General features: G+C 40.7%; 27 protein-coding genes and 1 pseudogene. 17 read left to right on the forward strand and 11 right to left on the reverse strand.

Features of this window, described 5'->3' with window-relative positions; all coding sequences use genetic code 11:
- Positions 1-158: 158 nt before the first annotated feature.
- From NSQ36_RS04955 to NSQ36_RS04975, 5 genes are all read left to right on the forward strand, one after another.
- A complete protein-coding gene (locus tag NSQ36_RS04955) occupies positions 159-1,292 on the forward strand; it encodes a DUF445 family protein (RefSeq protein WP_251191032.1) in 1,134 nt (377 codons plus the stop codon).
- Between the two features lie 121 nt (positions 1,293-1,413).
- Positions 1,414-1,770: a YlbF family regulator gene (locus NSQ36_RS04960; protein ID WP_003211109.1), complete on the forward strand. Its 357-nt coding sequence runs from the start codon at positions 1,414-1,416 to the stop codon at positions 1,768-1,770.
- A 451-nt stretch (positions 1,771-2,221) separates the two neighbouring features.
- Positions 2,222-3,088, forward strand: coding sequence for a Cof-type HAD-IIB family hydrolase (locus NSQ36_RS04965; RefSeq protein ID WP_251191031.1), 867 nt, complete (start codon positions 2,222-2,224; stop codon positions 3,086-3,088).
- Between the two features lie 114 nt (positions 3,089-3,202).
- Positions 3,203-4,702, forward strand: a complete 1,500-nt coding sequence (locus NSQ36_RS04970; RefSeq protein WP_251191066.1) for a coproporphyrinogen III oxidase — start codon at positions 3,203-3,205, stop codon at positions 4,700-4,702.
- 75 nt (positions 4,703-4,777) lie between these two features.
- Positions 4,778-6,052 carry a SidA/IucD/PvdA family monooxygenase gene (locus tag NSQ36_RS04975; protein WP_251191030.1) on the forward strand — a complete coding sequence of 425 codons (1,275 nt, stop codon included), beginning with the start codon at positions 4,778-4,780 and terminating at the stop codon, positions 6,050-6,052.
- On the opposite strand, the pseudogene NSQ36_RS04980 reads toward NSQ36_RS04975, so the two are convergent.
- Positions 6,037-6,261 (reverse strand): annotated as a pseudogene (locus NSQ36_RS04980) (hypothetical protein); the annotation flags it as partial. The gene NSQ36_RS04975 and the pseudogene NSQ36_RS04980 overlap by 16 nt on opposite strands.
- A 601-nt stretch (positions 6,262-6,862) precedes the next feature.
- Here NSQ36_RS04980 and NSQ36_RS04985 point away from each other — a divergent pair.
- Positions 6,863-7,636: an enoyl-CoA hydratase gene (locus NSQ36_RS04985; RefSeq protein WP_080984796.1), complete on the forward strand. Its 774-nt coding sequence runs from the start codon at positions 6,863-6,865 to the stop codon at positions 7,634-7,636.
- A gap of 31 nt (positions 7,637-7,667) precedes the next feature.
- On the opposite strand, the gene NSQ36_RS04990 is transcribed toward NSQ36_RS04985, so the two are convergent.
- Entirely contained in the window at positions 7,668-7,856 is a 189-nt protein-coding gene (locus NSQ36_RS04990) for a YhzD family protein (RefSeq protein ID WP_003210963.1), read from the reverse strand.
- 172 nt (positions 7,857-8,028) lie between these two features.
- Here NSQ36_RS04990 and NSQ36_RS04995 point away from each other — a divergent pair, with 172 nt between their 5' ends.
- The 4 genes from NSQ36_RS04995 to NSQ36_RS05010 all read left to right on the forward strand — a co-directional run bounded on the left by NSQ36_RS04995 (position 8,029) and on the right by NSQ36_RS05010 (position 13,401).
- Complete coding sequence (locus tag NSQ36_RS04995) at positions 8,029-9,243, forward strand: DNA repair exonuclease (RefSeq protein ID WP_251191029.1); 1,215 nt, start codon at positions 8,029-8,031, stop codon at positions 9,241-9,243.
- A gap of 16 nt (positions 9,244-9,259) precedes the next feature.
- Complete coding sequence (locus tag NSQ36_RS05000) at positions 9,260-12,049, forward strand: AAA family ATPase (RefSeq protein WP_251191028.1); 2,790 nt, start codon at positions 9,260-9,262, stop codon at positions 12,047-12,049.
- A 62-nt stretch (positions 12,050-12,111) separates the two neighbouring features.
- Positions 12,112-13,056, forward strand: a complete 945-nt coding sequence (yhaM, locus tag NSQ36_RS05005) for a 3'-5' exoribonuclease YhaM (protein WP_003211952.1) — start codon at positions 12,112-12,114, stop codon at positions 13,054-13,056.
- A gap of 114 nt (positions 13,057-13,170) precedes the next feature.
- Complete coding sequence (locus NSQ36_RS05010) at positions 13,171-13,401, forward strand: sporulation YhaL family protein (RefSeq protein ID WP_003211592.1); 231 nt, start codon at positions 13,171-13,173, stop codon at positions 13,399-13,401.
- Between the two features lie 53 nt (positions 13,402-13,454).
- Here NSQ36_RS05010 and NSQ36_RS05015 read toward each other — a convergent pair whose 3' ends face one another.
- Positions 13,455-14,339: a peptidylprolyl isomerase gene (locus NSQ36_RS05015; RefSeq protein ID WP_003211354.1), complete on the reverse strand. Its 885-nt coding sequence runs from the start codon at positions 14,337-14,339 to the stop codon at positions 13,455-13,457.
- A 161-nt stretch (positions 14,340-14,500) separates the two neighbouring features.
- On the opposite strand from NSQ36_RS05015, the gene NSQ36_RS05020 reads away from it, so the two are divergent.
- Both NSQ36_RS05020 and NSQ36_RS05025 read left to right on the forward strand, forming a co-directional pair.
- Positions 14,501-14,587 (forward strand): YjcZ family sporulation protein, encoded by an 87-nt coding sequence (locus NSQ36_RS05020; RefSeq protein ID WP_008361129.1) that lies wholly within the window; start codon positions 14,501-14,503, stop codon positions 14,585-14,587.
- 146 nt (positions 14,588-14,733) lie between these two features.
- Positions 14,734-14,823, forward strand: coding sequence for a YjcZ family sporulation protein (locus tag NSQ36_RS05025; RefSeq protein ID WP_017360317.1), 90 nt, complete (start codon positions 14,734-14,736; stop codon positions 14,821-14,823).
- Positions 14,824-14,876: 53 nt separating this feature from the next.
- On the opposite strand, the gene NSQ36_RS05030 is transcribed toward NSQ36_RS05025, so the two are convergent.
- Positions 14,877-15,062, reverse strand: coding sequence for a hypothetical protein (locus tag NSQ36_RS05030; RefSeq protein ID WP_072368131.1), 186 nt, complete (start codon positions 15,060-15,062; stop codon positions 14,877-14,879).
- Between the two features lie 82 nt (positions 15,063-15,144).
- Positions 15,145-15,663, reverse strand: a complete 519-nt coding sequence (locus NSQ36_RS05035) for a DUF3267 domain-containing protein (protein WP_003210901.1) — start codon at positions 15,661-15,663, stop codon at positions 15,145-15,147.
- Between the two features lie 233 nt (positions 15,664-15,896).
- Between NSQ36_RS05035 and NSQ36_RS05040 the strand changes: the two genes are divergently transcribed.
- Entirely contained in the window at positions 15,897-16,244 is a 348-nt protein-coding gene (locus NSQ36_RS05040) for a YhaI family protein (RefSeq protein WP_050945394.1), read from the forward strand.
- On the opposite strand, the gene NSQ36_RS05045 is transcribed toward NSQ36_RS05040, so the two are convergent.
- The gene (locus tag NSQ36_RS05045) at positions 16,219-16,842 is read right to left on the reverse strand and encodes an HTH-type transcriptional regulator Hpr (protein WP_251191027.1); all 624 of its coding nucleotides are present in this window, start codon (positions 16,840-16,842) and stop codon (positions 16,219-16,221) included. The genes NSQ36_RS05040 and NSQ36_RS05045 overlap by 26 nt on opposite strands.
- Before the next feature lie 187 nt (positions 16,843-17,029).
- Positions 17,030-17,386, reverse strand: a complete 357-nt coding sequence (locus NSQ36_RS05050) for a YtxH domain-containing protein (protein ID WP_007497160.1) — start codon at positions 17,384-17,386, stop codon at positions 17,030-17,032.
- 128 nt (positions 17,387-17,514) lie between these two features.
- Between NSQ36_RS05050 and NSQ36_RS05055 the strand changes: the two genes are divergently transcribed.
- Positions 17,515-17,706, forward strand: coding sequence for a hypothetical protein (locus tag NSQ36_RS05055; protein ID WP_003211362.1), 192 nt, complete (start codon positions 17,515-17,517; stop codon positions 17,704-17,706).
- 49 nt (positions 17,707-17,755) lie between these two features.
- Here NSQ36_RS05055 and NSQ36_RS05060 read toward each other — a convergent pair whose 3' ends face one another.
- The 3 genes from NSQ36_RS05060 to NSQ36_RS05070 form a co-directional block, all read right to left on the reverse strand.
- The gene (locus NSQ36_RS05060; RefSeq protein ID WP_003212065.1) at positions 17,756-18,274 is read right to left on the reverse strand and encodes a tryptophan transporter; all 519 of its coding nucleotides are present in this window, start codon (positions 18,272-18,274) and stop codon (positions 17,756-17,758) included.
- Positions 18,275-18,399: 125 nt separating this feature from the next.
- Entirely contained in the window at positions 18,400-19,479 is a 1,080-nt protein-coding gene (gene serC, locus NSQ36_RS05065) for a 3-phosphoserine/phosphohydroxythreonine transaminase (RefSeq protein WP_003210828.1), read from the reverse strand.
- A 159-nt stretch (positions 19,480-19,638) separates the two neighbouring features.
- Positions 19,639-20,067, reverse strand: coding sequence for an HIT family protein (locus tag NSQ36_RS05070; RefSeq protein ID WP_096881197.1), 429 nt, complete (start codon positions 20,065-20,067; stop codon positions 19,639-19,641).
- A gap of 487 nt (positions 20,068-20,554) precedes the next feature.
- Between NSQ36_RS05070 and NSQ36_RS05075 the strand changes: the two genes are divergently transcribed.
- Genes NSQ36_RS05075 through NSQ36_RS05085 form a run of 3 tightly spaced genes read left to right on the forward strand, consistent with a single transcriptional unit; the run spans position 20,555 to position 23,269 of the window.
- Entirely contained in the window at positions 20,555-21,295 is a 741-nt protein-coding gene (locus tag NSQ36_RS05075; protein WP_003212171.1) for an ABC transporter ATP-binding protein, read from the forward strand.
- Positions 21,288-22,508 (forward strand): ABC transporter permease, encoded by a 1,221-nt coding sequence (locus NSQ36_RS05080; protein ID WP_251191025.1) that lies wholly within the window; start codon positions 21,288-21,290, stop codon positions 22,506-22,508. Before NSQ36_RS05075 ends, NSQ36_RS05080 begins: the two co-directional genes overlap by 8 nt.
- 53 nt (positions 22,509-22,561) lie before the next feature.
- A complete protein-coding gene (locus tag NSQ36_RS05085) occupies positions 22,562-23,269 on the forward strand; it encodes an EcsC family protein (RefSeq protein WP_251191024.1) in 708 nt (235 codons plus the stop codon).
- Between the two features lie 28 nt (positions 23,270-23,297).
- Here NSQ36_RS05085 and NSQ36_RS05090 read toward each other — a convergent pair whose 3' ends face one another.
- Positions 23,298-24,485, reverse strand: coding sequence for a M20 family metallopeptidase (locus NSQ36_RS05090; protein WP_137054831.1), 1,188 nt, complete (start codon positions 24,483-24,485; stop codon positions 23,298-23,300).
- Between the last annotated feature and the right edge of the window lie 491 nt (positions 24,486-24,976).

Below are 24,976 nucleotides of genomic sequence, written 5' to 3' on the forward strand. Positions count from 1 at the left end.
GATTTTACATAAAGATTGCGCTCCTTTATCATTACGACAGATCGATTGATCATATGTCTAGCAGCATGCTTCATTTGCTTGGGAACTTGACAACAACTATAATACGTATAGGTTAAAACAATAAACATCGGGTGTTATTTGAAAGGTTGATGACGACTTTGAATATATTCACAACGTTTATCTTTATGATTGTGATAGGCGCAGTCATTGGAGCAGCAACAAACCATCTTGCGATTAAAATGCTTTTTCGCCCTTATAAGCCGTATTACTTATTCGGGAAACAGCTTCCTTTTACACCAGGGCTCATTCCGAAAAGAAGAGACGAAGTAGCCAAGCAGGTTGGTGTCATGGTGATGGAGCATTTGCTCACGCCAGAAGGTATTCAAAAGCGATTTGAATCATCGGAGGCAAAGCAAGAAATCTTACATACAGTCCATCGATATATTGACAAAGGCGCTGAAATGGAGATAACAGTGCTATCTTTGCTTGAAAGCTTCGGCGTATCACAGGCTGACGTCAAAGCAGATGAATGGATCCATGAGTGGTCTGATCATAAGCTCAATTCACTACTTGAAAATTATAATGAGCAAACTTTATCTGAATTGCTTCCGCTAGATGTGGAAAACAAAATATCTTCAAAAATTCCAGATGCAGCAGATTATATTTTAAAGAGAGGGATTCATTATTTTGAAAGTGAGGAAGGAAAATCAAGACTCGGTAATATGATTGATGATTTCTTAAAAGAAAGAGGAATGCTCGGCAGCATGGTCCAAATGTTTCTAGGAAATTCAAGCTTAATTGATCGGGTACATCCTGAAATCATCAAATTTTTAAGAAACGCAGAGACAAAAAGGTTTTTATCAGATTTGCTTGTTCAAGAATGGGACAAGGTGAAGCAGTTCTCTCTAAATGAGCTTGATGAAAGATGGAATGTGAAGGAACTTATGTTTAGCGTGAAAAACCAATTGCTTTCTCATTTCTCAACAAAGCTGATATTAGACAAACCAGTTGGTGCATATGTCAGTGCTGTAGCGGATGATCTTAAAACACACGTTGCACCAGTACTGATTCAAAAGGGGATCAGTGCGGCATCAAATGTTTTAGAGGATCTGCTTGCAAAGCTGCAATTTGAAGACATCATTCGTGAACAAATTGAACTTTTCCCGCTAGAAAAAATGGAAGAGCTTGTCGTCAGTATTTCCAATAAGGAGCTCAAGATGATTACATTCTTAGGCGGTCTTTTAGGCGGATTGATCGGCGCAATCCAAGCAATCTTTGTCACGCTATTTTAAGACAGACTAGAGAAATTTTGATGAATTCATTGTATATATGTGAAACGAAAGCCATAGTTTGTTATAGTGGAGTGGTGTCCGCCGATCATATCGGTGATAACGGATAGAAAGGAGACATAACATGTCTGTAAATGTTTATGATGTTGCATATGACCTTGAAAAAGCACTGCGTCATAGCGAAGAATATTCAACTTTAAAAAATCTTTATGATGAGGTAAACGCGGATGAATCCTCTAAAAGAATGTTCGATAACTTCCGTGACATTCAAGTAAACCTTCAACAAAAACAAATGACTGGTCAAGAGATCACACAAGAAGAAGTGGAGCAAGCTCAAAAAACAGTGGCACTTGTTCAACAGCACGATAAAATCTCGCAGTTGATGGAAGCAGAACAACGTGTGAGTGTTCTCATCGGAGAATTAAATAAAGTGATCATGAAGCCTCTTGAAGAGCTTTATGGGAATCCAGAAGAAAATTAATGAAAAGGGCGATGATATTCGCCCTTTTTTTATTTCACATGTTCCCTGTCCAACTTTTCAAAAAAAGGTTGTCGAAGCTCATAAATTTTGCGATAATACTTATATTGAAAGTGCTTTCAAATGAGCGCTCTCATGGGACAATTGGGTGCGTTTCACTTGGGATTTATGGCGATTAGCCAAACGAGAGAGAAGCGCTTCTGGGAGAAACACAAAGCATAAGGGGATCTGATATAAGCAATGCTTTGGTGTGTGAAAGATAAGGGGATCATGGGGAGCTTCATCACCTCATTGTGACGCATCCAAACCATACATAAAAAAAAGCCTAGGGGTAGGCTTTTTTTATTTGCAAAAGATTCATAACACATAGGGCTCTTTCAACTGCATGTTCTAAAGCACCAAGCTAGGGCATATCCTCATCGTAAGTACAGTCATCAAGAAGGGGGATGCCTCAGTGTCAAAAAAATTACTTGCACTCAATATAGATGGAACGTTACTTCGTTCCAATGGAAAAATCCATTCCGCTACAAAAGAAGCTGTGGAATACGTGAAGAAAAAAGGGGTTTACGTGACGCTTGTCACCAACCGGCATTTTCGTTCCGCACAAAAAATTGCCAAGGCGTTGAAGATTCCAACGTCAACCCTTGTAACGCATAGTGGTGCATTTATCGCGAATAAACTCGATGAGCCGCTTCATGTGAAGAAACTAACGGAAGAAAAAACATTTAATCTTGTACAAATTCTTGAAAGCTTTGATTGTAATGTTCGCTTGCTGCATGAAAAATTCTCGATTGGCAACCGGAAAAAAACGCAGTCACAGCTGATGGGAAAGACGTTGATTCATCCATCTGATCCAATTTTCTATCCCGTGCAATTTGTTGAATCGCTAAGTGATATGCTGATGGATGAACCGGTCAGTACACCAGTGATTGAAGTATATTCAACCAGTGAGCTTCAGCCTGAAATTCACCGAACCATTCAACAAGCTTTTCCATCTGTCGATCTTATTCGGATCAGTGATGAGAAAATGAATATTGTATGCAAAGGCGTATCGAAAGAAGCGGGGCTTTCTCTTTTGACCTCAGCATTAGATTTGACTTTAGAAGATACGGTGGTCATTGGGCAGGGAACAGATGACATCGCAATGCTTGAATTGGCTGGTTTAGGCGTTGCGATGGGAAATGCACCTCATTCTGTTAAGCGTAAAGCCGATTGGGTGACACGTTCGCACGATGAACAGGGAGTCGCTTATATGATCAAAGAATACTTTAGAATGCAGCAAAGAGAAGGATTCTTACATCAATTCGATATTAAACGATAATATAGACGAAGACCCTGTCAATCAAGAAATGGCAGGGTCTTCAACTGTTCCAGTCATTGCTTTTCCTACATAGATTTTGTAAAATGAAACAAGTTTGAAGATAAAGGTGATATGATGCGAATTTTAATTAAAGGGCTGTCAGATGAACGATTTCATCGCCCGCTTGTCAATATAGCCAATTTATTTGAAGAAGATAGTGAAGTGCTGTTTGATCCAGATGAATTGCATGATGGACTAGTCATGGAGTTTAGCTGGAAAGAAGAAAATGGAACGGTGGAGGCATCTGGTCACATCGCTGGATTAGACATCACTAGTCGTTTTTCGCGAGACGTCCCAGAGGGCTTGAATGACAAGGAGCGCTGGAAGCAAATCAAAAACACAGTGCTGTCTGTTTATTTACATCTGCTTCAGGAGCACACAGGAATGACGCAAAAGTGGGGTATTCTCACAGGGATACGTCCTACAAAATTACTTCATAAGATGCTGAGAGAAGGTATCACAAAGGAAGATGCGCATGCCGCGTTAAAGCGTGATTATTTGATTCATGATGAAAAAATCAATTTGATGCAGGAGATTGTTGACCGTCAGCTTCAAGCGATTCCTGACCTGTATGACCTTCAGCAGGAAGTAAGTATTTATATTGGTATTCCTTTCTGCCCAACAAAATGCGCTTATTGCACGTTTCCTGCTTATGCGATTAAAGGACAAGCTGGAAGAGTGGGAACGTTTTTGTTTGGTCTGCATTATGAGATGCAAAAAATTGGTACTTGGCTAAAAGAACATGGGATCAAAGTGACGACTGTTTATTTTGGCGGAGGTACGCCGACGAGTATCACTGCAGAAGAAATGGATTTGCTGTATGAAGAAATGTATCGCTCGTTCCCTGATGTGAAACATATACGGGAAGTGACTGTCGAAGCAGGACGTCCTGATACGATTTCGCCTGATAAGCTAGAGGTGCTAAACCGATATCATATTGACCGGATTAGTATCAATCCACAATCGTATGAGAATGAAACACTGAAAGCCATTGGCCGGCACCATAGTGTAGAAGAAACGATTGAAAAGTATCACTTATCAAGACAGTATGGCATGAATAATATTAATATGGACTTAATTATTGGTTTGCCGGGAGAAGGGCTAAAGGAATTCCAGCATTCCTTGCAACAGACTGAAGAACTTAAGCCTGAATCGTTAACTGTGCATACACTCTCCTTTAAAAGAGCGTCTGAGATGACGCGCAATAAGGACAAATATCAAGTAGCTGACCGAGAAGAGATCACACGTATGATGGATGAAGCGGTCGCTTGGACGAAAGCACATGACTATCATCCTTATTATTTATATAGACAAAAAAACATCTTAGGAAACCTTGAAAATGTCGGGTATTCATTAGATGGACAGGAAAGTTTGTATAATATCATTATTATGGAAGAAGTGCAGACAATCATTGGGATTGGATGCGGTGCTGCTAGTAAGTTTATTGATCCACGTTCAGGAAAAATTACGCAATATGCCAATCCAAAAGATCCAAAATCATATAATGACCGTTATGAACACTATACTGAAGAGAAAATTCAGTTTCTTGAGTCATTATTTGTTCCTCATGTTTAAACACTGCGGTGACGCAGTGTTTTTTTCATTTGTAAAAGGGTATATAAGTGATAAAAAGTTAAAGCAGGTGTACATATGATTGATGTGATCGGAATTGGGATTGGGCCTGCCAATTTAGGTTTGGCGGCTTTGTTAGCGGAGTATGAAGATGTTTCATGCTGTTTTTTTGAACAGGAGACTGAATTTGCCTGGCATCCTGGTATGCTGATCAAAGGAACGGATTTACAAGTCTCCTTTTTAGCTGATCTTGTGACGATGGCGAATCCAAGGAGCAGATATACATTTTTAAATTATTTACATGAATCAAATAGACTTCACCGGTTCTATACATTTGAACAGTTTGACATTCCGCGAAGAGAATTCAATGAGTATTTGTCATGGGTCGCAGGTGAATTAGATAGCTGTCAATTTGGCATGAAGGTAGAGGAAGTGACGGACTGCCAAGGTGGTTATCTTGTGAAAGTCCGGCGATTGAAGGATGGATCGCTTTCTGAGTATCAGGCAAAGCATGTCGTGCTCGGAACAGGGAGCAAACCGATGATTCCTGTCGATGTGCCTGCTGCTGCACTGCCATATGTGACCCATAGCAGCCGGTATTTAGAGCAGCAGAAAGAACTTCATAAAGCTGAGGCGGTGGCGGTCATTGGCTCTGGGCAGAGTGCAGCCGAAATCTTCTTAGACCTGCTTCAGCATCAGAAGAAAGGGAAGCAGCTATCTTGGTTTACGCGATCTAGTGAATTTAGAGAGCTGGAGAAGGCTGAGCTTGGTCAGGAGCTGTTTACACCAAAGTACGTTGAATATTTCCATTCGCTTCCTTATGAAGAACGAATGAACACATTACCTAGGCTGACTGGATTAAGAAATGGGATAGATGCATCGACACTTTCACGCATTTATCAGGAATTGTATCATCGGTCTGTTTCAGGCGAAGAGCCATCTGTGATTATTCAGCCAATGACCGAGCTTGAAGCCATACAGGTGGAGGAGAATCAGTCCCTGAAGCTACACCTAAAGCAGTGGCAGTTAAAGAAAAAAAAGAATATAACAGTAGATCGTGCCGTATTGGCTACAGGGTATACACCGAATATCCCGGCATGGTTTAGTGCGTATGAACCTTTAATTGAATGGGAAAGTGAAGAGCATTTTAAAGTGACAGAAGACTTCAGGCTTGTGTTCAAAGACAAGCGTCCGCATCATTTCTTTACATTCACGCACCTAGATCACTCTCATGGAACAGCGGCGACCAATTTAAAACTATCCATCTACCGCAACCAGAAAGTGATTCAAACCATTCGCGGGGTCAAAGAAGCGCCAGTTAAGCAAGAAACAGCCTTTCAGCAATTTGAATAAGAGATAAAAAGGGCCCCAAGCATAGGGCCCTTTTTCATTAGATTCGTTTCTTTTTTCACTTTTGGCTTTTCTGTTTGCCATTTGAACACTTTGTTCAGAATTTGATAAATTCGCTTAGATTCCTTCGTCACTAGTGGACCTAATATCGCAAGGATTAAGACGTACAATGCAGCAAATGGCTTTAAGGTAGCGGCAAGTCCGCCCGCAATACTCCCAGGAAGATCATTTTCTTTCATATTCATTTTATCCCTCCAAATATGTAGGTTGTGATTTTCATATCGTAATACGGATGAATTAAAATGAATCAGTATGGATCATTTGATTGACACATAATGGGGATCGCACACTTTATTTTCAAAAAACGTAGATCAATCGATAACGCAGCTGATGGAGCAGGCTTTAGAGGGAAAACCTTTGAATCAGCCAGTGATAATCTGTCCTTTAATAGAATAGAAGAGGCATATTTTTTGAAAATAGAGGTGTTTTCACAGCGTGTATTTCTTCATCGGAGATGGATGGAGAAATAAGACTAGGTGTGCTCGTTTCTGCTTGTGTAGCAAAAACGACATTTGAAAAAGGAGAAAACATGACGATGAAACTAACCAATATGAATAGGGAACGCTTTATCAACCATCCTCCCCCTTTCATCATCAATTTCTTTCCTCATTTACTATATAAAAATATATTTTTTGTTTCAACAATTTTGCTTATTTTGGTATCAACTGATCTTGAAATTTTTTACGCAGAGGAAAAGGGATTATTCGGGTTGAAATGGAAGTAAGTTGTGTGTTTAAAAGAAAAGGGGGATGCATGATGACATATATCAATTGTCAGCTAGACGGGGATATTTTTGAAATCGTTTTCAACAGACCAGATGCTTACAATTCATTTCATGTGGACATGTTTGCTGAATTCAAAGAGGCATGTGATGCGGCGGAGGAAAGTAGTGCAAAAGTCGTTGTGATCAAGGGTGTGGGAAAAGGATTTTCAGCAGGCGGAGATATTGGCATGATGCTGAAGCAGGAAAATGAAGAAGATTTCCATCGTGTGATGGATCTGATCGAGGGGATTACGCTTTCTCTTGCCGGTATGAAAAAAGTGACGATTGCTCTTGTCCACGGGTCAGCGGCAGGCCTTGCTTTTAGCTTTGCTTTAAGCTGTGACTACTTGTTTATGCATCAAGATGCAAAGCTCGCCATGAATTTTAATGGAGTAGGCTTAATACCAGATGGCGGAGGACACTTTTTCCTTACAAAAAGAGTTAGTGAACAAACCGCGAAACAATTGATTTGGAGCGGACAAAAGCTTCCTGCTGAAGAAGCGCTAAAGCTAGGCCTTGCAGACGGCGTGTTTCAAGAGGAAGTCGATGCGTATCAAAAGGTATGTGTGAAGCCGTTTATGAACATGCCGCTTCAAGCATTTATCGAGACAAAGCTAATCTATTTCCAGCAGTCAGAATCACAGCTATTAGCCGTTCTTCAAAAGGAGAGGGCAGCACAGGCAAGGCTGAGGCAAAGCCATGATCATAAGGAAGGCATTCAGGCCTTTTTAGAAAAAAGACGACCTGTGTTCCAGAATGTATAAACGGATGTGATGCCGGCGAATGCCGGCTTTTTTAACGTTCAAATAAAAGTAGCTTGCCTGCATCATCAACGAGCCGATGAGAATGCTTCGTGTATTGCTGTTCGATTAAGCGATGGCGACCTAATTCCTTTGCCTTTTCATCACTATCCGTTGTGATTTTTTCATTTAATAAAGTCTCACCCGATGGGTCAAATACAGTTAAAAAGTATGTCTTCTCCATTCCTCATCTTCCTTTCCTCTACTTGTCTATGTAATTAAACAAGGAATAAGATAAAACCTCTTTTTTAGCCCTTAAAAATGTGTTTTTTAGAATGAGAGTGATAGAACGTGCATTCGCAAAAATGGCATGATAAAATATGGACAATGACAGTATCGGACAAGGAGATAGACGTTTGACTAAGCTCACCTTTATTCATGCCGCAGATTTACATTTAGACAGTCCATTTGCAGGAATGTCGAATATCCCTAGCTTACCCTTTAAGCGGCTCAAAGAAAGTACATTTCAAAGTGCGAAGAATATGTTTGATCTCGCCATTGCTCGAGCAGTAGACTTTGTGCTGCTGAGTGGAGATTTATTTGACGAATCCAACCGTAGCCTGAAAGCACAGCTGTTTTTAAGAAATCAGTTTCTAAGACTGCAAACTCAAGGGATTGAAGTCTTTATTATTTATGGTAATCATGATCATTTAGGCGGTGAATGGACACCGATTGAGTGGCCTGAGAATGTGCACGTTTTTTCAACCAGTACCCCAAGTGAGCAATCCTACTATAGAGGAGATCAGCTTGTCGCAAGTATTTATGGATTTAGCTACAAGGAGCGTGCTGTCTATGAAAATATGACCTCACATTACGTCAAAACGACAGATGCTGCCTTTCACATTGCGATGCTTCACGGTACATTAGCTGGACAAGAAGGTCATGACGCGTATGCACCTTTTCAGCTTGAGCAGCTCGTTTCCCGAGATTTCGATTATTGGGCGCTTGGACATATACATAAGAGAGCCCTTCTGCATGAAGACCCGTTGATTATTTACCCTGGTAACATGCAGGGCAGACATATAAAAGAAACAGGAGAGAAAGGCTGTTACGTTGTTCAACTCTCCAAGGATTCTGCGACAGCGGAATTTATGAGCTGTGCAGATGTGATGTTTGAGACACTTGCAATAGACATCACAGAGACGGTTCATATGACGGATCTTGTGATACTTGTGGATAACAAAATCAGTGAACTGAAAAAGGATGGCGTCCCTCATTTTGTGAAAATTGAATTGACGGGTGAGGCTCCTCCTTACTTTGAGCATACGCAGCTTGAGTTGCTTGAGGAGCTCATGACCGTTCTTCATGAACAGGAAGAAGATGAAGATGTATTCGTTTGGGTGATCTCGATTGATTGCCGAACAAATGAGGATGTCGCCTATCCAGAAGATTCTTTTTTAAAGGAACTCACTGCTGAAATTTCACAGTTTGAGGCATATGAAGAGCTTCTATCACCGATCAAGCGTCACCCAACCTATAGAAAGTCAGGCAAAACTCTCACAAAAGAGGATGAAGTGGATATAAAAGAAGAAGCACAAAGGCTGCTGACAGAACAGCTAAAGCAATTATGAGAAAAGGAGAGGCACAATGAAAATACGTTCACTCCATATCGCCCATTTTGGGAAATTTTCAAATCGGACCTTTCACTTTACTGATGACGGTTTTCAGCTAGTTTACGGCCTGAATGAATCGGGGAAAACGACATTGAAAACGTTTATTGAATCGATGTTATTTGGTTTTCCGAAAAACAAGATGTACAGGACGAAACAGGGTTCTTTTTATGGTGGTTCCCTCACTTGCCAAGATGACGAGTTAGGCGTTATTCACATTGAGAGAACATCCGACCGCGGTGGTCAAGCACAGGTGTTTTTACCGAATGGTGAAGTGAAAGACGAAGCTTTTCTACAGACACTTTTAAAGGGAACGGATCGCAGATTATATCAATCAATCTATTCATTTGATGTGTTCGGACTGCAAAATGTCCAAGCCTTAAATCAGGATCAGATAGGTGAATTTCTACTTTTCTCAAGTTTATTTGGCTCAGATGCAGCCACCAAGATGGATAGCAGGCTGCTAAAGCAGCAGGAGCAGCTGTTTAAACCAAATGGCCGCAAGCCTGAATTAAACCAGCAGCTTGATCATTTAAAAGAGCTAACAGGTCAGCTGAAACAAGCGAGATTGATAGAAGGTAGCTATACCGAAAAGAAACGGGAGCAATCTGAATTAACGGAGACGATCGAAAAGCTTCAAAATGAAATGAAGCAAGCAGAAGAACACCTTCAGAAACTGACTGAATCCATTCAAGTGTATCCCATGATTGAGAAAAAAGTGGACTTGAAAAAGGAATTAGCCCGCTATCCAGACCGGGTCAAACGTTTTAGAGCAGAAACAGAGCATGAGCTGGATAAACTAGAATCACACCTTCACCCGAAAAAGGCTCAATTGACTGCACTGAAACAGAAGTTAGAACATTTGCAAACCTCACTCGTACAAGTTCAACCGCTCTATGACAAAGATACCTTAATGGAGATGAAACGAGTTGTAGATGAAGCATCTAATGCTGAGCTTGTGAAAAAGCGCATAGCAGAGTGTCGAGCAAACCGTGATTCATTGAAACAAAAAATCGACGAAGCGGTAGCAAAGCTAAAGTGGGATCGCCCGATAAAGCTCGAACAAATCGACGATTCGCTTGAATTTGAGTGGGAATTAAAGGAGACTGTCACTCAATACGTCCGTCTCATGGACAGAAAGGCACAGTTAGATGAACGATTTGATCACGCAAGACATGAGCTGGACGAAGCAGAAGCCGCTTTAAAGGGATTAAAGGAACAGCAAGTGAGACTGCACGGAACAGAAGATGATGCGAAGGGGACAAGAACGAAAAAGAAACCGATTCATTCCCGGTCGTGGTTATTCCGAGGCTTGATCGCATTTGATGTGGTGTTTCTGTGTGTTCTATTCTTTTTAACAGAGTGGTGGATCACGCTCTTGTTTGCGGGATTTTCTGTTTTTCTCTTCTTTGTCATTTACTCATTCAGTCAAATGAGCCCTATGAAACAAAGAAGCGGCGAAGACGCCTTAGATTCCTTTCAAGTGCAGGCAGCTTCAGCTGAAACACTTATGAGGCAGAAGGAGCTGCTGTACGAAAGAATCATCCGGCAATATGAAGACTGGGAGCTAGAGGTAGAGCCTGTCCAGCAGCAAGTAGAGGAAAAGAAGAGACAGCTTGGCTTGTCGTCTGAGCTTTCTTTCCTAGTAGAGGCCTTCCATATTCTAAAACAATTAAAAATGAATACAGCGGCATATGAGGAGCTTCAGCGTGAAATAGATGTGCTCTCCGATCAGCAATCGATTTATGAGCGCAAGGTTTCAGCGTTAAGCAGTCTCCTTCAAAATAAGGAAGGAACTATTCAGGAGAATATTTCAGCCTTTCAAGAGATATTGAAAGATGAGGCGAAAAGAGAAAAAGAACGCCAGACATTACATGTATCCATTCAACATGCGATGCAGCAGCTCTCGACACTAGAAGGTGAAATTCAATATTACGAAAAACAAACTGACGAGCTTTTTCGTCAAGCAGAAGCACAGTCCAAAGAAGATTACCAAGTGCTTTCTCATCTATCGAAAGAATACCGGAAACGGCTTTCTGAGCTGCAGCAGCTGAATCAAGAGCTTCATAGAAGCGGTTGTTTTGATGAGGAGGAATGGATTGTTCATAAAGGACTACCTCTCCTTGAGGAGGAGTGTGCAGAAGCAAAGCAGCACCTTCATGACGTTCAATTGAATGCGGAGAATATGGAAAAGCGTTTAGCAGAACTAGCGGTGGAAATCCGGCAAATAGAAGCTTCTGGAACAGTGTCTGATTTGACTCATCAGCTTGCCGCAGAGCAGGAGCATGCGAAGCACCTTGCAAAAAAATGGGCGGCCATTCAGCTTGTCCGCACCGTCATACGAGAAAAATTGAATGAGCATAAAGAAACAAGGCTGCCTGCATTGCTTCAAACAGCCTCTAGTTTTATTCAACCGTTAACAAATGATCGTTATGAAGCGATTTTATTTTCACCTGAAGATGACTTGCTCATGGTGAAAAGAATGGATGGACGAATATTCCGTCCTGAGGAGCTTTCACAGGCAACGTGTGAACAGATCTATCTGGCGATTCGTTTTGCGCTTGCTTTGTCTCATCAGCAAGATTGTCAGCTTCCGTTTATGATGGATGACAGCTTTGTTCATTTCGATCACGTTCGTCTAGGCAGAGTGCTGGAGATGATGGACGAGCTCACACGTTTTGAAACACAGCTGTTTTATTTCACCTGTCATGAGCATATGAAGCAAGCAGCAGAAGATGGACAGGTTACGAGTTTAGTTGTTGAATGATTGACAAATAATGACTTATGTTATACTTATATGAGCAGAAACATGGAAGGAGCTTTTATTGAATGGCTAAAGGGATCATGACCTATGATGTCGGCGAACAAGTTGACCTGCATTTATTAATTAAATCATCTACTAAAGGGATTGCGAGTAATGGCAAACCATTTTTAACGTTAATTCTTCAAGATCAAAGTGGAGATATTGAGGCGAAACTATGGGATGCGAAGCAGAATGATGAACAAACCTATGCCGCACAAACCATTGTGAAGGTAGTAGGCGATATTCATCATTATCGCGGGAGGAATCAGCTGAAACTTAGGAATATACGCCCTGTTGCTGAAAATGAGCAAATTCGAATCGATGATTTTCTCGAAACAGCTCCTATTCCAAAACATGATATGATGGATACGATTATGCAATATATCTTTGATATGAAAAACCCTAATATACAGCGTGTCACAAGACATTTGCTGAAAAAATATGGACAGGAATTCGCTGACTATCCAGCAGCGACAAAAAACCATCACGAATTTGTCTCTGGTCTTGCTTATCACGTGGTGTCTATGCTGCATTTGGCTAAATCAATTGTGGATCTATATCCATCACTAGATCGAGATCTTTTATATTCAGGCATCATTCTTCATGATTTAGGAAAAGTCAAAGAGCTTTCAGGCCCAGTCTCAACCACCTATACGGTGGAGGGGAATTTAATTGGTCATATTTCGATTATGGTGACAGAAATTGCGAAAGCTGCTGAAGAGCTTGGCATTGATTCAGAAGAAATTCTGATTCTACAGCACTTAGTACTAAGTCATCACGGCAAAGGAGAGTGGGGCAGCCCGAAACCACCAATGGTGAAGGAAGCCGAAATTCTCCACTATATTGATAATTTAGATGCGAAGATGAATATGATGGATCGTGCGCTTGAGCATGTGAAGCCAGGAGAATATACAGAACGTATTTTTGCGCTAGAGAATCGTTCATTTTATAAACCAACCTTTCACGAATAACCATGTCAAAACGTCCGCTTATGCGGGCGTTTTTTTCATAACTTGTCTTCTTCTCGCATAAGCATGTAACACAAAGGAAGAGAGCTGTTCTGAAAAAAAGGAGGCGATGAAAAAATGTTGTTTTTTCCATGGTGGGTGTATGCATGTATCATTGGCATTATTTTCTGTGCGTATAAATTAATGACAACGGCCAAAGAGGAGCAAGAGATTGATCAATCCTTTATTGAAAAGGAAGGAGAAATTTTTATCGAGCGAATGGAGCAAGAAAGAGAGCGCAGACGACAGGGACAGCAAATGAAAAGATCCCAGGATACGGCGGCACAAGAAGATCACTCGATTGCTTAATCAGGTGATATAAAAATCCCTCTGCCCGATCACGGCAGAGGGGTTTTTTGTGATTATTGGTTTTGTTGTGGTTGTTGATTTTGTGCGGGTTGTTGAGACTTTTCTTTGAATGTGTTTTCAAGTTCTTTATCTTTTACTTTCACATCGGCATCTTTCACCAATTTGTTTAAGATCGTTTGGATTTCATTTGTGTCTGCTTGTTTTTGATTAAGTAGTTCTTTTTTCAAGTCTGCTTTCATGTCATCGTATTTACCGCGTTCTTCGGTCTTTTTAATGATATGGTAGCCGAATTGTGATTTCACTGGTTTGCTGATTTCATTCACTTTTAGTTTGAATGCAGCTTTACTGAAGTTCTCGTCCATTTGACCTTCTTTTGCGAACCAGCCTACATCGCCGCCTTGTGCAGCTGAAGCGGTATCAGTTGAATATTCAGACACAACAGCATCCCATTTTTCACCTTTATCTAATTTCTTTTCCACTTCGTCAGCTGTTTTCTTATCAGCTACTAAAATGTGGCTTGCGCGGATTTTCCCTTTTAGGTCATCGTAATACGCTTTTACTTCTTTATCAGTGATTTTGATGTTAGCTTTGGCAGCCTTTTGAGTCAGCAGCTCATATTTCACTTGATCTTTGATGTAATCTTTTCCGAATTCATCTTGAAGTTGTTTTAAACGATCTTCACCAAGTGTCTTTTTATATTCTTCCATTTTCTTATCAATTTCTTTATCAGATACTTTGTATTTGTCAGCAAGAACCTTTTGTTGAACAAGTAGATTTAAAGCATCTCCACCTGCTTGTTTCTTAAGAGTCGTATAAAGCTCTTCTTTTGTGACATCTCCTGATTTTGTTGTTGCGATGACATCTTTATCACCGCTACTGCATGCGCCAAGAGTTAAAACACTAACTGCTGTTACAGCTGCTAAAGCCATTTTTTTCATTCAAAAAACACTCCTAATCTTTCCAATTTATTTATCATTGCTTGTATCATAACATATTGTGACACGCTGTAAAAAGAAATGCAAATGGGAGGGCATTCGTCTAGTCAAAAATTTGCGCGCTACATACACATATAGTGATCACAAAAAGGAGGCTGAATTATATGGGAGCAGGATATTCTAATGGGTTTGCTTTATTGGTCGTGCTATTCATTTTGCTGATCATCGTTGGTGCAGCATATCTTTATTAATTAAATCGCTGTGACAGAAAGGAGCCGTCCTGCCATGCGTGCGGGCGGTTCTTTTTTCAAACGATGACAGGTGCCTAAACGTTTTCAATTTTATAGCATACACTGAGCTTAGAACAGAGGAAGAACTGGCAGGAGGTGTTTTTTACATGGGAGGAGAAGTCTTCGCTGGCGGTTTTGCACTAGTCGTCGTGTTATTCATCTTATTGATCATTATCGGTGCATCTTGGATTTGCTAATTAATGAATATACACAAAAAGCTGCCCTCAAACTGGCAGCTTTTGCTTTGATCTTAAATAGATATGGTAATTTCAACAAATGATGAGATCAGTAAGATCAGTATCGATACATTGATAAAGCGAAACACCTTATCTTGCCGTTCTTCAGGAATCTCTCTGACAAGGCATAATGTATTAGTAAGCCTGTTTATTGAATACACAATAAACGCGGCAAAGACGATGAAGTAAAATAAAACTATCGGAGATCCCCCCTCTCTATGCTATTCCCATACTACATTACCAAATTTTTTATGAAAAAGATAGAAGTTGGCTTTAAAAACCTCATGATGAGGATGTTTGGTCAACTAAAATATCAAACTCGTCTTGGGCTTGATCGATGATGCAGGATTTAGGTGCTTTGAGCAGTTTCCATGCAAATAAAAAGTCAGGCAAACAATAGCCTGCATGAATACTTGCGATGATGATAAAATAGTGTGCATACATAGGAAACGCCACACCTAACACAAAGTAAACCGGTGAAATCACACAAAATGGACTGAGAAGTGAATAAAGCATGATGTTCTTTGGTACACGCTGCCAGCAATTGCGTTTAAATAGCGTCATTTTTTTCTTGTTTTTCATCACTGGGATCAAGTGAACCACGCGGTGGACAAGCAATGTCACAAGTAAAAGCATCGCAAAAAGCGGTGCGTTGTGACTGCTTAGTCTCGTTTCAGGATGAGTCAGTTGAAAACATAAAAAAGCCGTAATGAAAAAAAGTATAGCAAGACTTATGGCTGAAATCAGCAGTCTTGTATAACCATAATCCTTTTCAAGATTAATGGTTTTCCAACAATTCATTTTTCATCCTTCCAATCTTAAAAAACTAATTGAATATCTCAAGATAATTTACTCTTCCTGAGGATAAAAATCAATGGTTTTCATGAAAAAAAATAAAATGTTGTGTTCACATGGAATAAAGAGAGGAAACTTTGGATTTTTCAAGAAAAAAAGACAGAAGAGGGAGGTTCGTCTCTTTCGTCAATGAGTAATTTCGGCTAGAATAGAAAGACTAAGAGAAAGAGGGAACGTACATGAGTATTGAGGAACGAATGAGCCAGCTCGAATATTATATGGAACTTTTGCTGACGGCGACCGATATGAGCCGTTATCCATATTATGCATTATTGATCAGGCAGCGGGTATCGAAGGAAGAGGCGCAGGAAATTGAGCGTATTTGTGCTGAGCTTTCAGAGGAAATGGACAAGCAAAAAGCACAAGGCTACGTCATGTTTGACGATATGCTTGCGCTTTTTGCAGGACAGTTAATTGAAAAGCTGGATGTGCATGAGACGATATTTGCATTGCGTGATCAAGGGCTGTTTCAGCCGTTAATGAATGAATTTATAAAGATCATTAAACAATTTGATTTGCTTTATTAGCCGCTTTTTCTGCTGCATCAGTTGAGTCTTCAAGTTCCTCAGGTTTTTTCGTGACTTTTCCTCGCTCATCCAAAAAGTCCTTCTCAATGTTTGAAAACGATTTCTCAAAAATCTCCATGAAGTCCTCACCATAGATGTTTCGGATAATACACATCATTTCTAAAATCTCAGGGAACTTTCCGTAAATGTCATGAAGCGGCTGTGCGCCTTTGACAATACCAGTTCGTGCCGGGTCATAATCTTCGAGTAGTTTATGGAATGTCTCTTCGCCTTTTGGCGTTAGCTCAATATACGTATTGCGTTTATCGTTTAACTTTTTAGAAAATTTTAAAAATCCTCGTTCCTCGAGTTTCTTGGAGAAGTTAAACGCCGTTGATACATGCATGACGCCAAACTTTGCAATTTCTGATATTGAAGCTCCTTTTAATTGATACGCAATCCACAAAATATGATGTTCATTGATATTTAGGTTATACGGTTTGATCCACTGCTGCCAGTCCTTTTCAATGGATTTCCAAAGAGCTTTGCTCAATTGGGCCATTCTTTGACTGAATAAAAGTGCTTCTTTTACATCGAAAGGCTTTTCCGAATGATTCATCCATTTCACCTACTTCTCTTTTTCTTGTAATTCTATTATGCCAATAAAATAAAGATTAATAAAGCTGAAAATTCAAGAATTTTTAAAACTCATGAAAAACATTGACAAAATAACCTTTTTTCAACAAAAAAAGTGCGGGATACGCACCCCGCACACTTTTGTAAACGAATATTTTTTCTTGAGTATATTAGTTTTGTAAGGTTTTCTCCAGTTGCTTGAGCTTTTCCTCAATTTCCTGAATTTCCTTTTGCAAGTCCTGCTGGTGAGGCTTGATTTCTTCACGCCATTGCTGAATCGATGTTTGTAATTCAGTTCCGACTTCTTTAATGACCTCTGCGCTTTCTTTTGCTGTTTCAACAATTTGCTCTTTTAAAGCCTGTCCATCTCTTTTTAATCTTGTCAGCGTATCTTCGAATTTGTCATAGCCATCTTTCATCTTTCCGCGCACATCTCTGCCAGAAGAGGGAGTCGTCAGGAGCACTGCCGCACCTCCGAGGAGACCGCCTACAAATAATCCTGTTAATAAAGAACGTCCACTAGCCATTCAAATCACCTCTAGTCAAATTTTACACATTCGCATGTTCTCTCTGAGCTGACGATCAGCTTCATTGAACTTCCATACATAGCTTGCTTTATTTTAGCATACTTTTGAAGAAAAGGGAGGGGAGAAGGTTGTCTGTCTTTCTGTTCGTTTTTACGTGTATCGGTGTCGTTTTTACAGGTGGTTCTATTCATTATGCAAGACAGCTGGGATATGCAGGGTCTTATCCGCCAAAACATGTATTAAAGCAAAAAGCACTTGTGTGTGCGGCAGGTGCAGGAATTTCGCTCCTCATTTTGCTGCTGACCCTTTTTCTTTTATAAAAGTATGAAAAAAACCTCTTCATCTATTATGAAGAGGTTCGATTATTTGTTAAGCAACTTCTATCATTCTTGCACGTCTGAGAATGGACTGAGCAATTGGGAAGACAAATACCATGGCAATGGTATTAATCACGGCTGCTGGCAGGACGACGCCTACAAGAAGTGCCGGTAATGCAGCTGGCAGTCCAGTGATCAGTAATGCGGCAGATAGGAAAATCACGCCGGATACGATGGTTCCAATCGCAGTTAACACAGCGGTTAGCACTACTTTGTTCTTTATCTTCATGCAAGATAAGAAAAGGGCTAAGAAGATAAAAGCTGTTACTGGTTTATCAATCATATTCGGAATTTGTCCGCCTGGGAAACCTGTTGTTAATGCAGAAATGGCGCCTGTTACGAGGGCAATAACCACTACATGCTGTACCTTTGGGAAAAGGATGATGCTTAAAAACATCATAACCAGCATCATATCAGGTTTCATTCCGAAAAAGATGGGCGGGAAAATCGTATGCAAAACAGCTCCCATTGCTGCAAGCAATGACATAATGACTAATTCTTTTGTTTTCATTTCTATGCTCTCCTCTGCTAAGCTCTTAGAACTCTCCAATAATATGGCTCATCATTTATTGCAAGAGTCATCACTTTATATTTCTCGTTATTATAACAAATTTATTTCTCTATAGAAAAGCTTTTTTACTCATTTTCTTGCTGGAACTTTTTCATAAAGTCCGCAAGCTTTTGGCAGTCTTCAATCGATACCGCATTGTAAATAGATGCTCTGCATCCACCGACAGAACGGTGGCCGGCAAGTCCAACCATTTGTTCCTGCTTTGCTTTCTCTACAAAGGAAGCAGTGAGCGCATCATCACGAAGGGTAAATGTGACATTCATATGCGAACGGCTGTCAGTGCGTGCGTGTCCTTTGTAAAAACCGCCGCTTTGATCAATTGTGTCATAGAGAATGCCTGCTTTTTGTTCATTGCGTTTTTCCGCTGCTTCTACGCCGCCAGCCTGTTTAACATGCTCAAGGACAAGAGACAGCATATAAATCGCAAAAGTCGGTGGTGTGTGATAAAGAGAGCCAGCTTTTGCGTGTGTTGAATATTTTAATATTTTCGGTGTGCTGCTTTTCTCTTTTTCTAATAAACGTTTGCGCGCGATCACAATCGTGATACCAGAAGGCCCTAAGTTTTTTTGTGCCCCAGCATAAATGAGATCAAATTGAGAAACATCGATTTTTTTGCTGAGAATATCACTGGACATATCCGCAATGAGCGGTAATGATGTACCAGGGAACGTTTTCCACTGAGTGCCGAAGATCGTATTGTTTGATGTGATGTGTAAGTAAGCGCCATCTGTTAAACCGGAGGCATCTACTTCTGGAATATACGAGTAGTTGTCGTCTTCACTTGAAGCAAACACAGATGTTTCACCAAACCCTTTTGCTTCTGATAATGCTTTTTCTGACCAAGCGCCAGTTTGAATGAAATGAGCCGTTTCGCCTTCATGTAAGAAGTTCATCGGAATCATCGCAAATTGAAGGCTAGCTCCGCCCTGTAAAAAGAGGACTTCGTAATCTTCAGGAATGTCCATCAGTTCCACCAACAGTGCTTTTGCCTTATTGTGGACTTCTTCATATTCACCGCTGCGATGAGACAGCTCCATCACAGACATCCCAGTTTGTTTAAAATCAACAAGTTCTTCCTGTGCTTTTTCAAGCACTTCTAGCGGCAGTGCCGCCGGACCAGCATTAAAATTCGTCGTTCGCTTCATCACAATCTCTCCCTATTTCTCGCGTTAATGGATCAAAAGATAAAACCATCCTATCACAAATTTGAAGCAATTGGACAAAAAATTTGAATCGTTTTAAATATCTTACTATTAAGAAATGAAGGGGATAAAAAGGGGTGGAAATGAGAAAAACCTCATCTATTAAGATGAGGTAAGGCGCGTGTGGATGGCAGAAGAAATCTCTTTTAAATCCTCTGACGTGTATTGATCTTGATGTGATTTCCATACGGCACCAAAGCCATCGCCTTTGCCGTAGCGCGGAATGATATGCATATGGTAATGGAACACAGATTGTCCGGCTTTTTCGCCGTTGTTGTTTAAAAGGTTTAATCCAATGGGTTCAAATTCCTGTTTGATCGCTCTTGCAATTTTCGGAATCGCTTGGAAGTAGTGATTAGATACTTCTGGTGTCATGTCATAGATGTTTTCTTTATGTATTTTTGGGATTACAAGGGTATGCCCTTTTGTTACTTGGCTAATATCTAGAAAAGCCAATACATGCTCGTCTTCATATACTTTTGCACATGGAATGTCTCCATCAATGATCTTGCAAAAAATACAATCGCTCACGTCATGTCACTCCTCATTCATTTTCCTTCATCGTATCACAAAAATGAGCAAAAAAGAAAACAGGACAAGCGAACTCCTTTGGTCGCTCATCCTGCTCCTGCAGAAGAAATGCTGATGCTTTCATTCGATATGCCTTTTGAATTCTCTATTTACTGAAATAAAGAATTCATATGCCTGCTATTTCTGCCGTAAACACCTCATTTGACGTTTTGGTTTGTCGTATACATATTGTATAGGACACAAAAATCAAGAATCAGTGAAGCAAAACAGAAGCTAAGGTTTTTAGATGAAAAACCAACTTGTCATGCGGTTCTTTGCCTTTAACAAACACCTCATTTACTTATTGGTCATCAAGTTCATTTCTTCTACATACATTATGATGACCAAGATGCCTATTTTTTATTCTTGACTTGTCTATAGGTAAACATTTCAAATTACCTTTCGTTTTTGTTACTATAAAGGAAAAACGAAAGAAAGGAACGAATTCATGTCCCTTCTCACTGTAAAAGATGTAACGGGTGGATATACGAAGAATCCCGTTCTAAAAAATATCTCATTTGAATTAGAAAGAAATCAAATCGTCGGTCTCATCGGCTTAAACGGGGCGGGGAAAAGCACAACCATTCGCCATATCATCGGACTCATGAAACCACATAAAGGTGTTATTGAATTGAATGGACGAACCCTTCAAGATGATCAAGAGGCGTATCGTTCGCAATTTACGTTTATTCCAGAAACACCTGTATTATATGAAGAATTAACTTTAAAAGAGCATTTAGAGCTGACAGCGATGGCTTACGGACTGTCAAAGGAACAATTAGATGAGCGTCTGCCGTCATTGCTGAAAGAATTTCGAATGGAGAAACGTTTGAAGTGGTTCCCTGCTCATTTTTCAAAAGGAATGAAGCAGAAGGTCATGATTATGTGTGCGTTTCTTGTTGAACCGGAACTGTATATCATCGATGAACCGTTCTTAGGGCTTGATCCTCTTGCGATTAATGCACTGCTTGAACGGATGAATGCTGCAAAGAAAAACGGCGCTAGTGTCCTGATGTCAACGCATATCTTGGCGACAGCTGAACGCTATTGTGATTCCTTTATTATTTTGCACGAAGGGGAAATTAGAGCGAAAGGAACACTGACAGAGCTGAGAGAACAGTTCAATATGAGAGATGCGACACTCGATGATCTTTATTTGGAATTAACAAAGGAAGAAAGCTATGAGTAAAACGACGCAAAGCATTTGGAAATCCCGGTTAGCGGAACACATACAAGATACAAGAAAATATTTAAAATACATGTTCAATGATCATCTTATCATTGTGCTCATTTTTTTCCTTGCAGGCGGAGCGAGCTGGTATAGTAACTGGCTCAAACAAATTCCAGCTCATTTTCCTTCCTACTGGGTCATGGCAGTTGTTTTCTCATTGGTGCTGACAAGCTCTTACGTGCGGACGTTGATCAAAGAAGCAGATCTCGTGTTTTTGCTTCCTTTGGAAGGGAAGATGGAGCCTTATTTAAAACAAGCTTTTAACTTTAGCTTCATTTCTCAGCTGTTTCCTCTCATTGCCGTATCCATTGTCGCACTCCCGCTTTATTCGGCGGTGTCTTCAGGCGGCATCAAGATGTATGTGCTTATATTGGCGCAAATGATTTTGATCAAGGGTCTGAATACAGCGATTCAATGGAGAATGACGTATTTTCAAGGAAAACAGATGAGATGGCTTGATGCATTCCTTCGTTTTCTATTGAATATGATTTTAATCTATACCGTTTTACAGGCATCTTATGCAATCGCAATCGTTTTTTATCTCATCTATGGTGCCTATCTCGTTTACTTAACCAATGCAGTCAAAAAGCAGCCTTTTCAATGGGAATTGCATATTTCTGACGAATTAAAACGAAAACAGCGTTTTTATCGCTTGGCCAATTTATTTACAGATGTGCCTCATTTAAAGAAACAGGTGAAAAGAAGAGCTTATATGGACTGGCTTTTGCAGTTTGTTCCGTATGACCAGCGTAAAACTTTTTCTTATATGTATGTGAGGGCGTTTGTACGCTCAAATGACTATTTTGGTCTCGTTTTTAGGCTAACTGCCGTGTTTGTCCTGATTATTTTGTATACAGGTGCAGCAGGCTGGGTGGGCGCGCTGCTTGTCTTGTTCACCGTGTTCATCACAGGTGTCCAGCTTGTGCCGTTAACGAAGCACTTTGCCCATCTTTCATTACAGGCACTTTATCCTGTTGCTCAGCAAGAAAAGGATCGGAGCTTTTTTGTTCTCGTCCGTAACGTGCTCATCATCCAATCGATATTGCTGAGCTGTTCAGTACTACCGGCAGGAGGATGGCAGGGAAGTGGACTTGCCCTTCTGATTTCACTGGCATTTGTGCTTGTCCTCTTCAAGCCTTACGTACTCAGTCGATTAAAAAAGATGCGATAAGCAGAGATATGTTTCTGACAGCGAGCGTATGATGACATCAAGGAGGGGACCGGATGAATGCAGCTGAACGGGAGTTATATGAAGAAGCCATTCTTTTTCAAACGCGTTTTTTAAGAAAACCTTCAAAGATCGAACGGTTTTCAAAAGGAGTTCAGCAGCAGGTGAACCGCCGAATCCCTGCCAGGTTTCATCAAGTCATCACAAGTGCGGTCAAAACAATGGTTGAATCCACCGTATCAGGATCTCACTTCACTTCATTTTCAGTCATTGATGAGCAATTATCCATCATTGAGCGAAATGAACTGGCAAAGGAGAAAGTGAAGTACTATCAAAAAGCAGCTGCGATCGAAGGAATTGGAACAGGTGCAGGTGGTATTTTGCTCGGTATGGCAGACTTTCCGCTGCTGCTTAGCATCAAGATGAAATGTCTTTATGAACTGGCATGTATTTATGGCTTTGATTTGTCTCAAAAAGAGGAAAGACTCTTTTTGCTCTGTATATTTCAACTCGCCTTTTCCGGCAGTACACATCGTCAAAAAATGATGAGCATCATTGATGATTGGGAAACGAGCCGTGAGAAAATGGATTGGTACAGCTTTCAGCAGGAGTATCGAGATTACATTGACCTAGTGAAGCTGTTTCAATTAATGCCGATTGTCGGAGCCGCTGTTGGCGGTGTGGCAAATCATCATCTGACAGGACAGCTCGGAGATGTCGCTCGTCATGTGTTTCACTTACGGGTGTTGAAAGAAATGAAATAGAAAAGCCGCTGTTTGCCAGCGGCTTTTTTTATTCATCGTAGGAAAGGACAGCACGGGCGAGTACCTTTGCTGCGATAGGCATTGCTTTTTCGTTGATATCAAACTTCGGGTGGTGATGGGGATACGCGTCTTCGCTGTTTTCCGGCATGGCGCCTGTGTAAAAGAAGGTACCAGGGACATGCTGAAGGTAGTAAGCAAAATCTTCTCCGCCCATTTGGGTTTCCGCTTCTTTTACTTCTGTGACACCATCTGTTTGTTTTGCGATGTCAGCAATAAATTCAGTTGGCTTTGGATGATTTTTGACAGCAGGATATCCTCTCACATATTCATATGTGTAGCCGGCATCATGCATGTCGCACACCCCTTTTACGACCTGTTCAATTTCTCGTTCGATGGTGTGTCGTGCACTTTCTTCAAAGGACCGTGCAGTACCAGTCAAAACTGCAGAATCTGCAATGACGTTAAAAGCATTCTCTGCTACAAAACCTCCAACAGATACAACAGCAGAATCAACTGGATTGACTTTACGGGCAACGACTTGCTGCAAGTTTGTGACGATTTGTGAACCGATAAGTACAGCATCTTTCGTTAAGTGAGGCTGGGCGCCGTGTCCGCCTTTCCCCTGAACTCGGATAGAGAAGCGGTCGGCAGCTGCCATAAAGTTTCCGCTTTTATAAAGAACCGTGCCACAAGGCTCTGGAGACCAAAGATGCGTCCCGAATATGACATCGACACCGTCTAAGCAGCCGTCTTCGATCATTGGTTTTGCACCGCCTGGCGCATATTCTTCTGCATGCTGATGAATGAGGACGATTTTCCCTTTTAATTGATCACGGTGCTCATTCAAAATTTTCGCTAAGACAAGTAGTGTCGCTGTGTGTCCATCGTGCCCGCAGGCATGCATCACACCGGTCTTTGTCGATTTGTAAGGCACTTCCTTTTCATCATGGATAGGAAGTGCATCGAAATCAGCCCTGAGGGCAATCGTCGGCCCCGAAGAAGCTCCTTCGATAAAGGCGAGTACACCATGGCCGCCCACCTGTGTACGTGTTGGTATATGTAATCTGTCATAGTAGCTGGCGATGAAAGCGGCTGTTTCTTCTTCCTGGAAAGAAAGTTCAGGATTCATGTGGAGATGGCGTCTAATTTCAACCATTTCCTCATAATGTTCATCAAGACGTTCATTGATGCTTTTTTGTAAAGTGGATATTGTCATTGATTTGAAAACCTCCTTCATGCTCTTTTACTGATTGTATGGTAATTGTTAGAATCTTTCAACAGAAGAGAATGTCGTATGCGCATCAAAAGGTCATTTTATATAAAAGTCGAAGGTGCTATGAAGCGGAGAAAGGGAGGAATTGTATTGGGAAGCTGTCCAAATTGTTCAAAAGCGTTTTCTTTCGTTGAAAAATTTCATTTATCACATACGAAAATGATGATGTGTCCAAGCTGTCGGCATCAAATCAAAGAAACCTTTGTATCAAAAATGATTTTTTTCATGCTCTGTTTGATTCCGCTATTGGTGATGCTCATTCAATTGAAAGGGGCTTCACCTATGCTGAAGTGGCCGATCTTATTAGGATGGATCCTATTGAATTTCTATGTACTTCAGCCGATCATTCATCGGTACGAGCTGACATCACGACGATAAAATGAAGAGCCCAGCGATTGGGCTTTTTTTCATAAAAAAAGGAAGTGCTGAAAGCA

It is taken from the genome of Bacillus sp. FSL W8-1143 (genome assembly GCF_037965155.1).
In the GTDB taxonomy this organism is placed as follows: Bacteria; Bacillota; Bacilli; order Bacillales; family Bacillaceae; genus Bacillus; species Bacillus pumilus.

Bases quoted from the DNA above. Each gene is read 5' to 3' on its own strand.
- NSQ36_RS05000 (WP_251191028.1), top strand. From the start codon at position 9,260: ATGAAAATACGTTCACTCCATATCGCCCATTTTGGGAAATTTTCAAAT.
- NSQ36_RS05085 (WP_251191024.1), top strand. From the start codon at position 22,562: ATGAATGCAGCTGAACGGGAGTTATATGAAGAAGCCATTCTTTTTCAA.
- NSQ36_RS04985 (WP_080984796.1), top strand. From the start codon at position 6,863: ATGATGACATATATCAATTGTCAGCTAGACGGGGATATTTTTGAAATC.
- NSQ36_RS04960 (WP_003211109.1), top strand. From the start codon at position 1,414: ATGTCTGTAAATGTTTATGATGTTGCATATGACCTTGAAAAAGCACTG.
- NSQ36_RS04975 (WP_251191030.1), top strand. From the start codon at position 4,778: ATGATTGATGTGATCGGAATTGGGATTGGGCCTGCCAATTTAGGTTTG.
- NSQ36_RS05020 (WP_008361129.1), top strand. From the start codon at position 14,501: ATGGGAGCAGGATATTCTAATGGGTTTGCTTTATTGGTCGTGCTATTC.
- NSQ36_RS05035 (WP_003210901.1), bottom strand. From the start codon at position 15,663: ATGAATTGTTGGAAAACCATTAATCTTGAAAAGGATTATGGTTATACA.
- serC (WP_003210828.1), bottom strand. From the start codon at position 19,479: ATGAAGCGAACGACGAATTTTAATGCTGGTCCGGCGGCACTGCCGCTA.
- NSQ36_RS05060 (WP_003212065.1), bottom strand. From the start codon at position 18,274: ATGAAAACAAAAGAATTAGTCATTATGTCATTGCTTGCAGCAATGGGA.
- NSQ36_RS05040 (WP_050945394.1), top strand. From the start codon at position 15,897: ATGAGTATTGAGGAACGAATGAGCCAGCTCGAATATTATATGGAACTT.
- NSQ36_RS05075 (WP_003212171.1), top strand. From the start codon at position 20,555: ATGTCCCTTCTCACTGTAAAAGATGTAACGGGTGGATATACGAAGAAT.
- NSQ36_RS05025 (WP_017360317.1), top strand. From the start codon at position 14,734: ATGGGAGGAGAAGTCTTCGCTGGCGGTTTTGCACTAGTCGTCGTGTTA.
- NSQ36_RS04990 (WP_003210963.1), bottom strand. From the start codon at position 7,856: ATGGAGAAGACATACTTTTTAACTGTATTTGACCCATCGGGTGAGACT.
- NSQ36_RS05010 (WP_003211592.1), top strand. From the start codon at position 13,171: ATGTTGTTTTTTCCATGGTGGGTGTATGCATGTATCATTGGCATTATT.
- NSQ36_RS05080 (WP_251191025.1), top strand. From the start codon at position 21,288: ATGAGTAAAACGACGCAAAGCATTTGGAAATCCCGGTTAGCGGAACAC.
- NSQ36_RS05045 (WP_251191027.1), bottom strand. From the start codon at position 16,842: ATGAATCATTCGGAAAAGCCTTTCGATGTAAAAGAAGCACTTTTATTC.
- NSQ36_RS05015 (WP_003211354.1), bottom strand. From the start codon at position 14,339: ATGAAAAAAATGGCTTTAGCAGCTGTAACAGCAGTTAGTGTTTTAACT.
- NSQ36_RS04970 (WP_251191066.1), top strand. From the start codon at position 3,203: ATGCGAATTTTAATTAAAGGGCTGTCAGATGAACGATTTCATCGCCCG.
- yhaM (WP_003211952.1), top strand. From the start codon at position 12,112: ATGGCTAAAGGGATCATGACCTATGATGTCGGCGAACAAGTTGACCTG.
- NSQ36_RS05090 (WP_137054831.1), bottom strand. From the start codon at position 24,485: ATGACAATATCCACTTTACAAAAAAGCATCAATGAACGTCTTGATGAA.
- NSQ36_RS05050 (WP_007497160.1), bottom strand. From the start codon at position 17,386: ATGGCTAGTGGACGTTCTTTATTAACAGGATTATTTGTAGGCGGTCTC.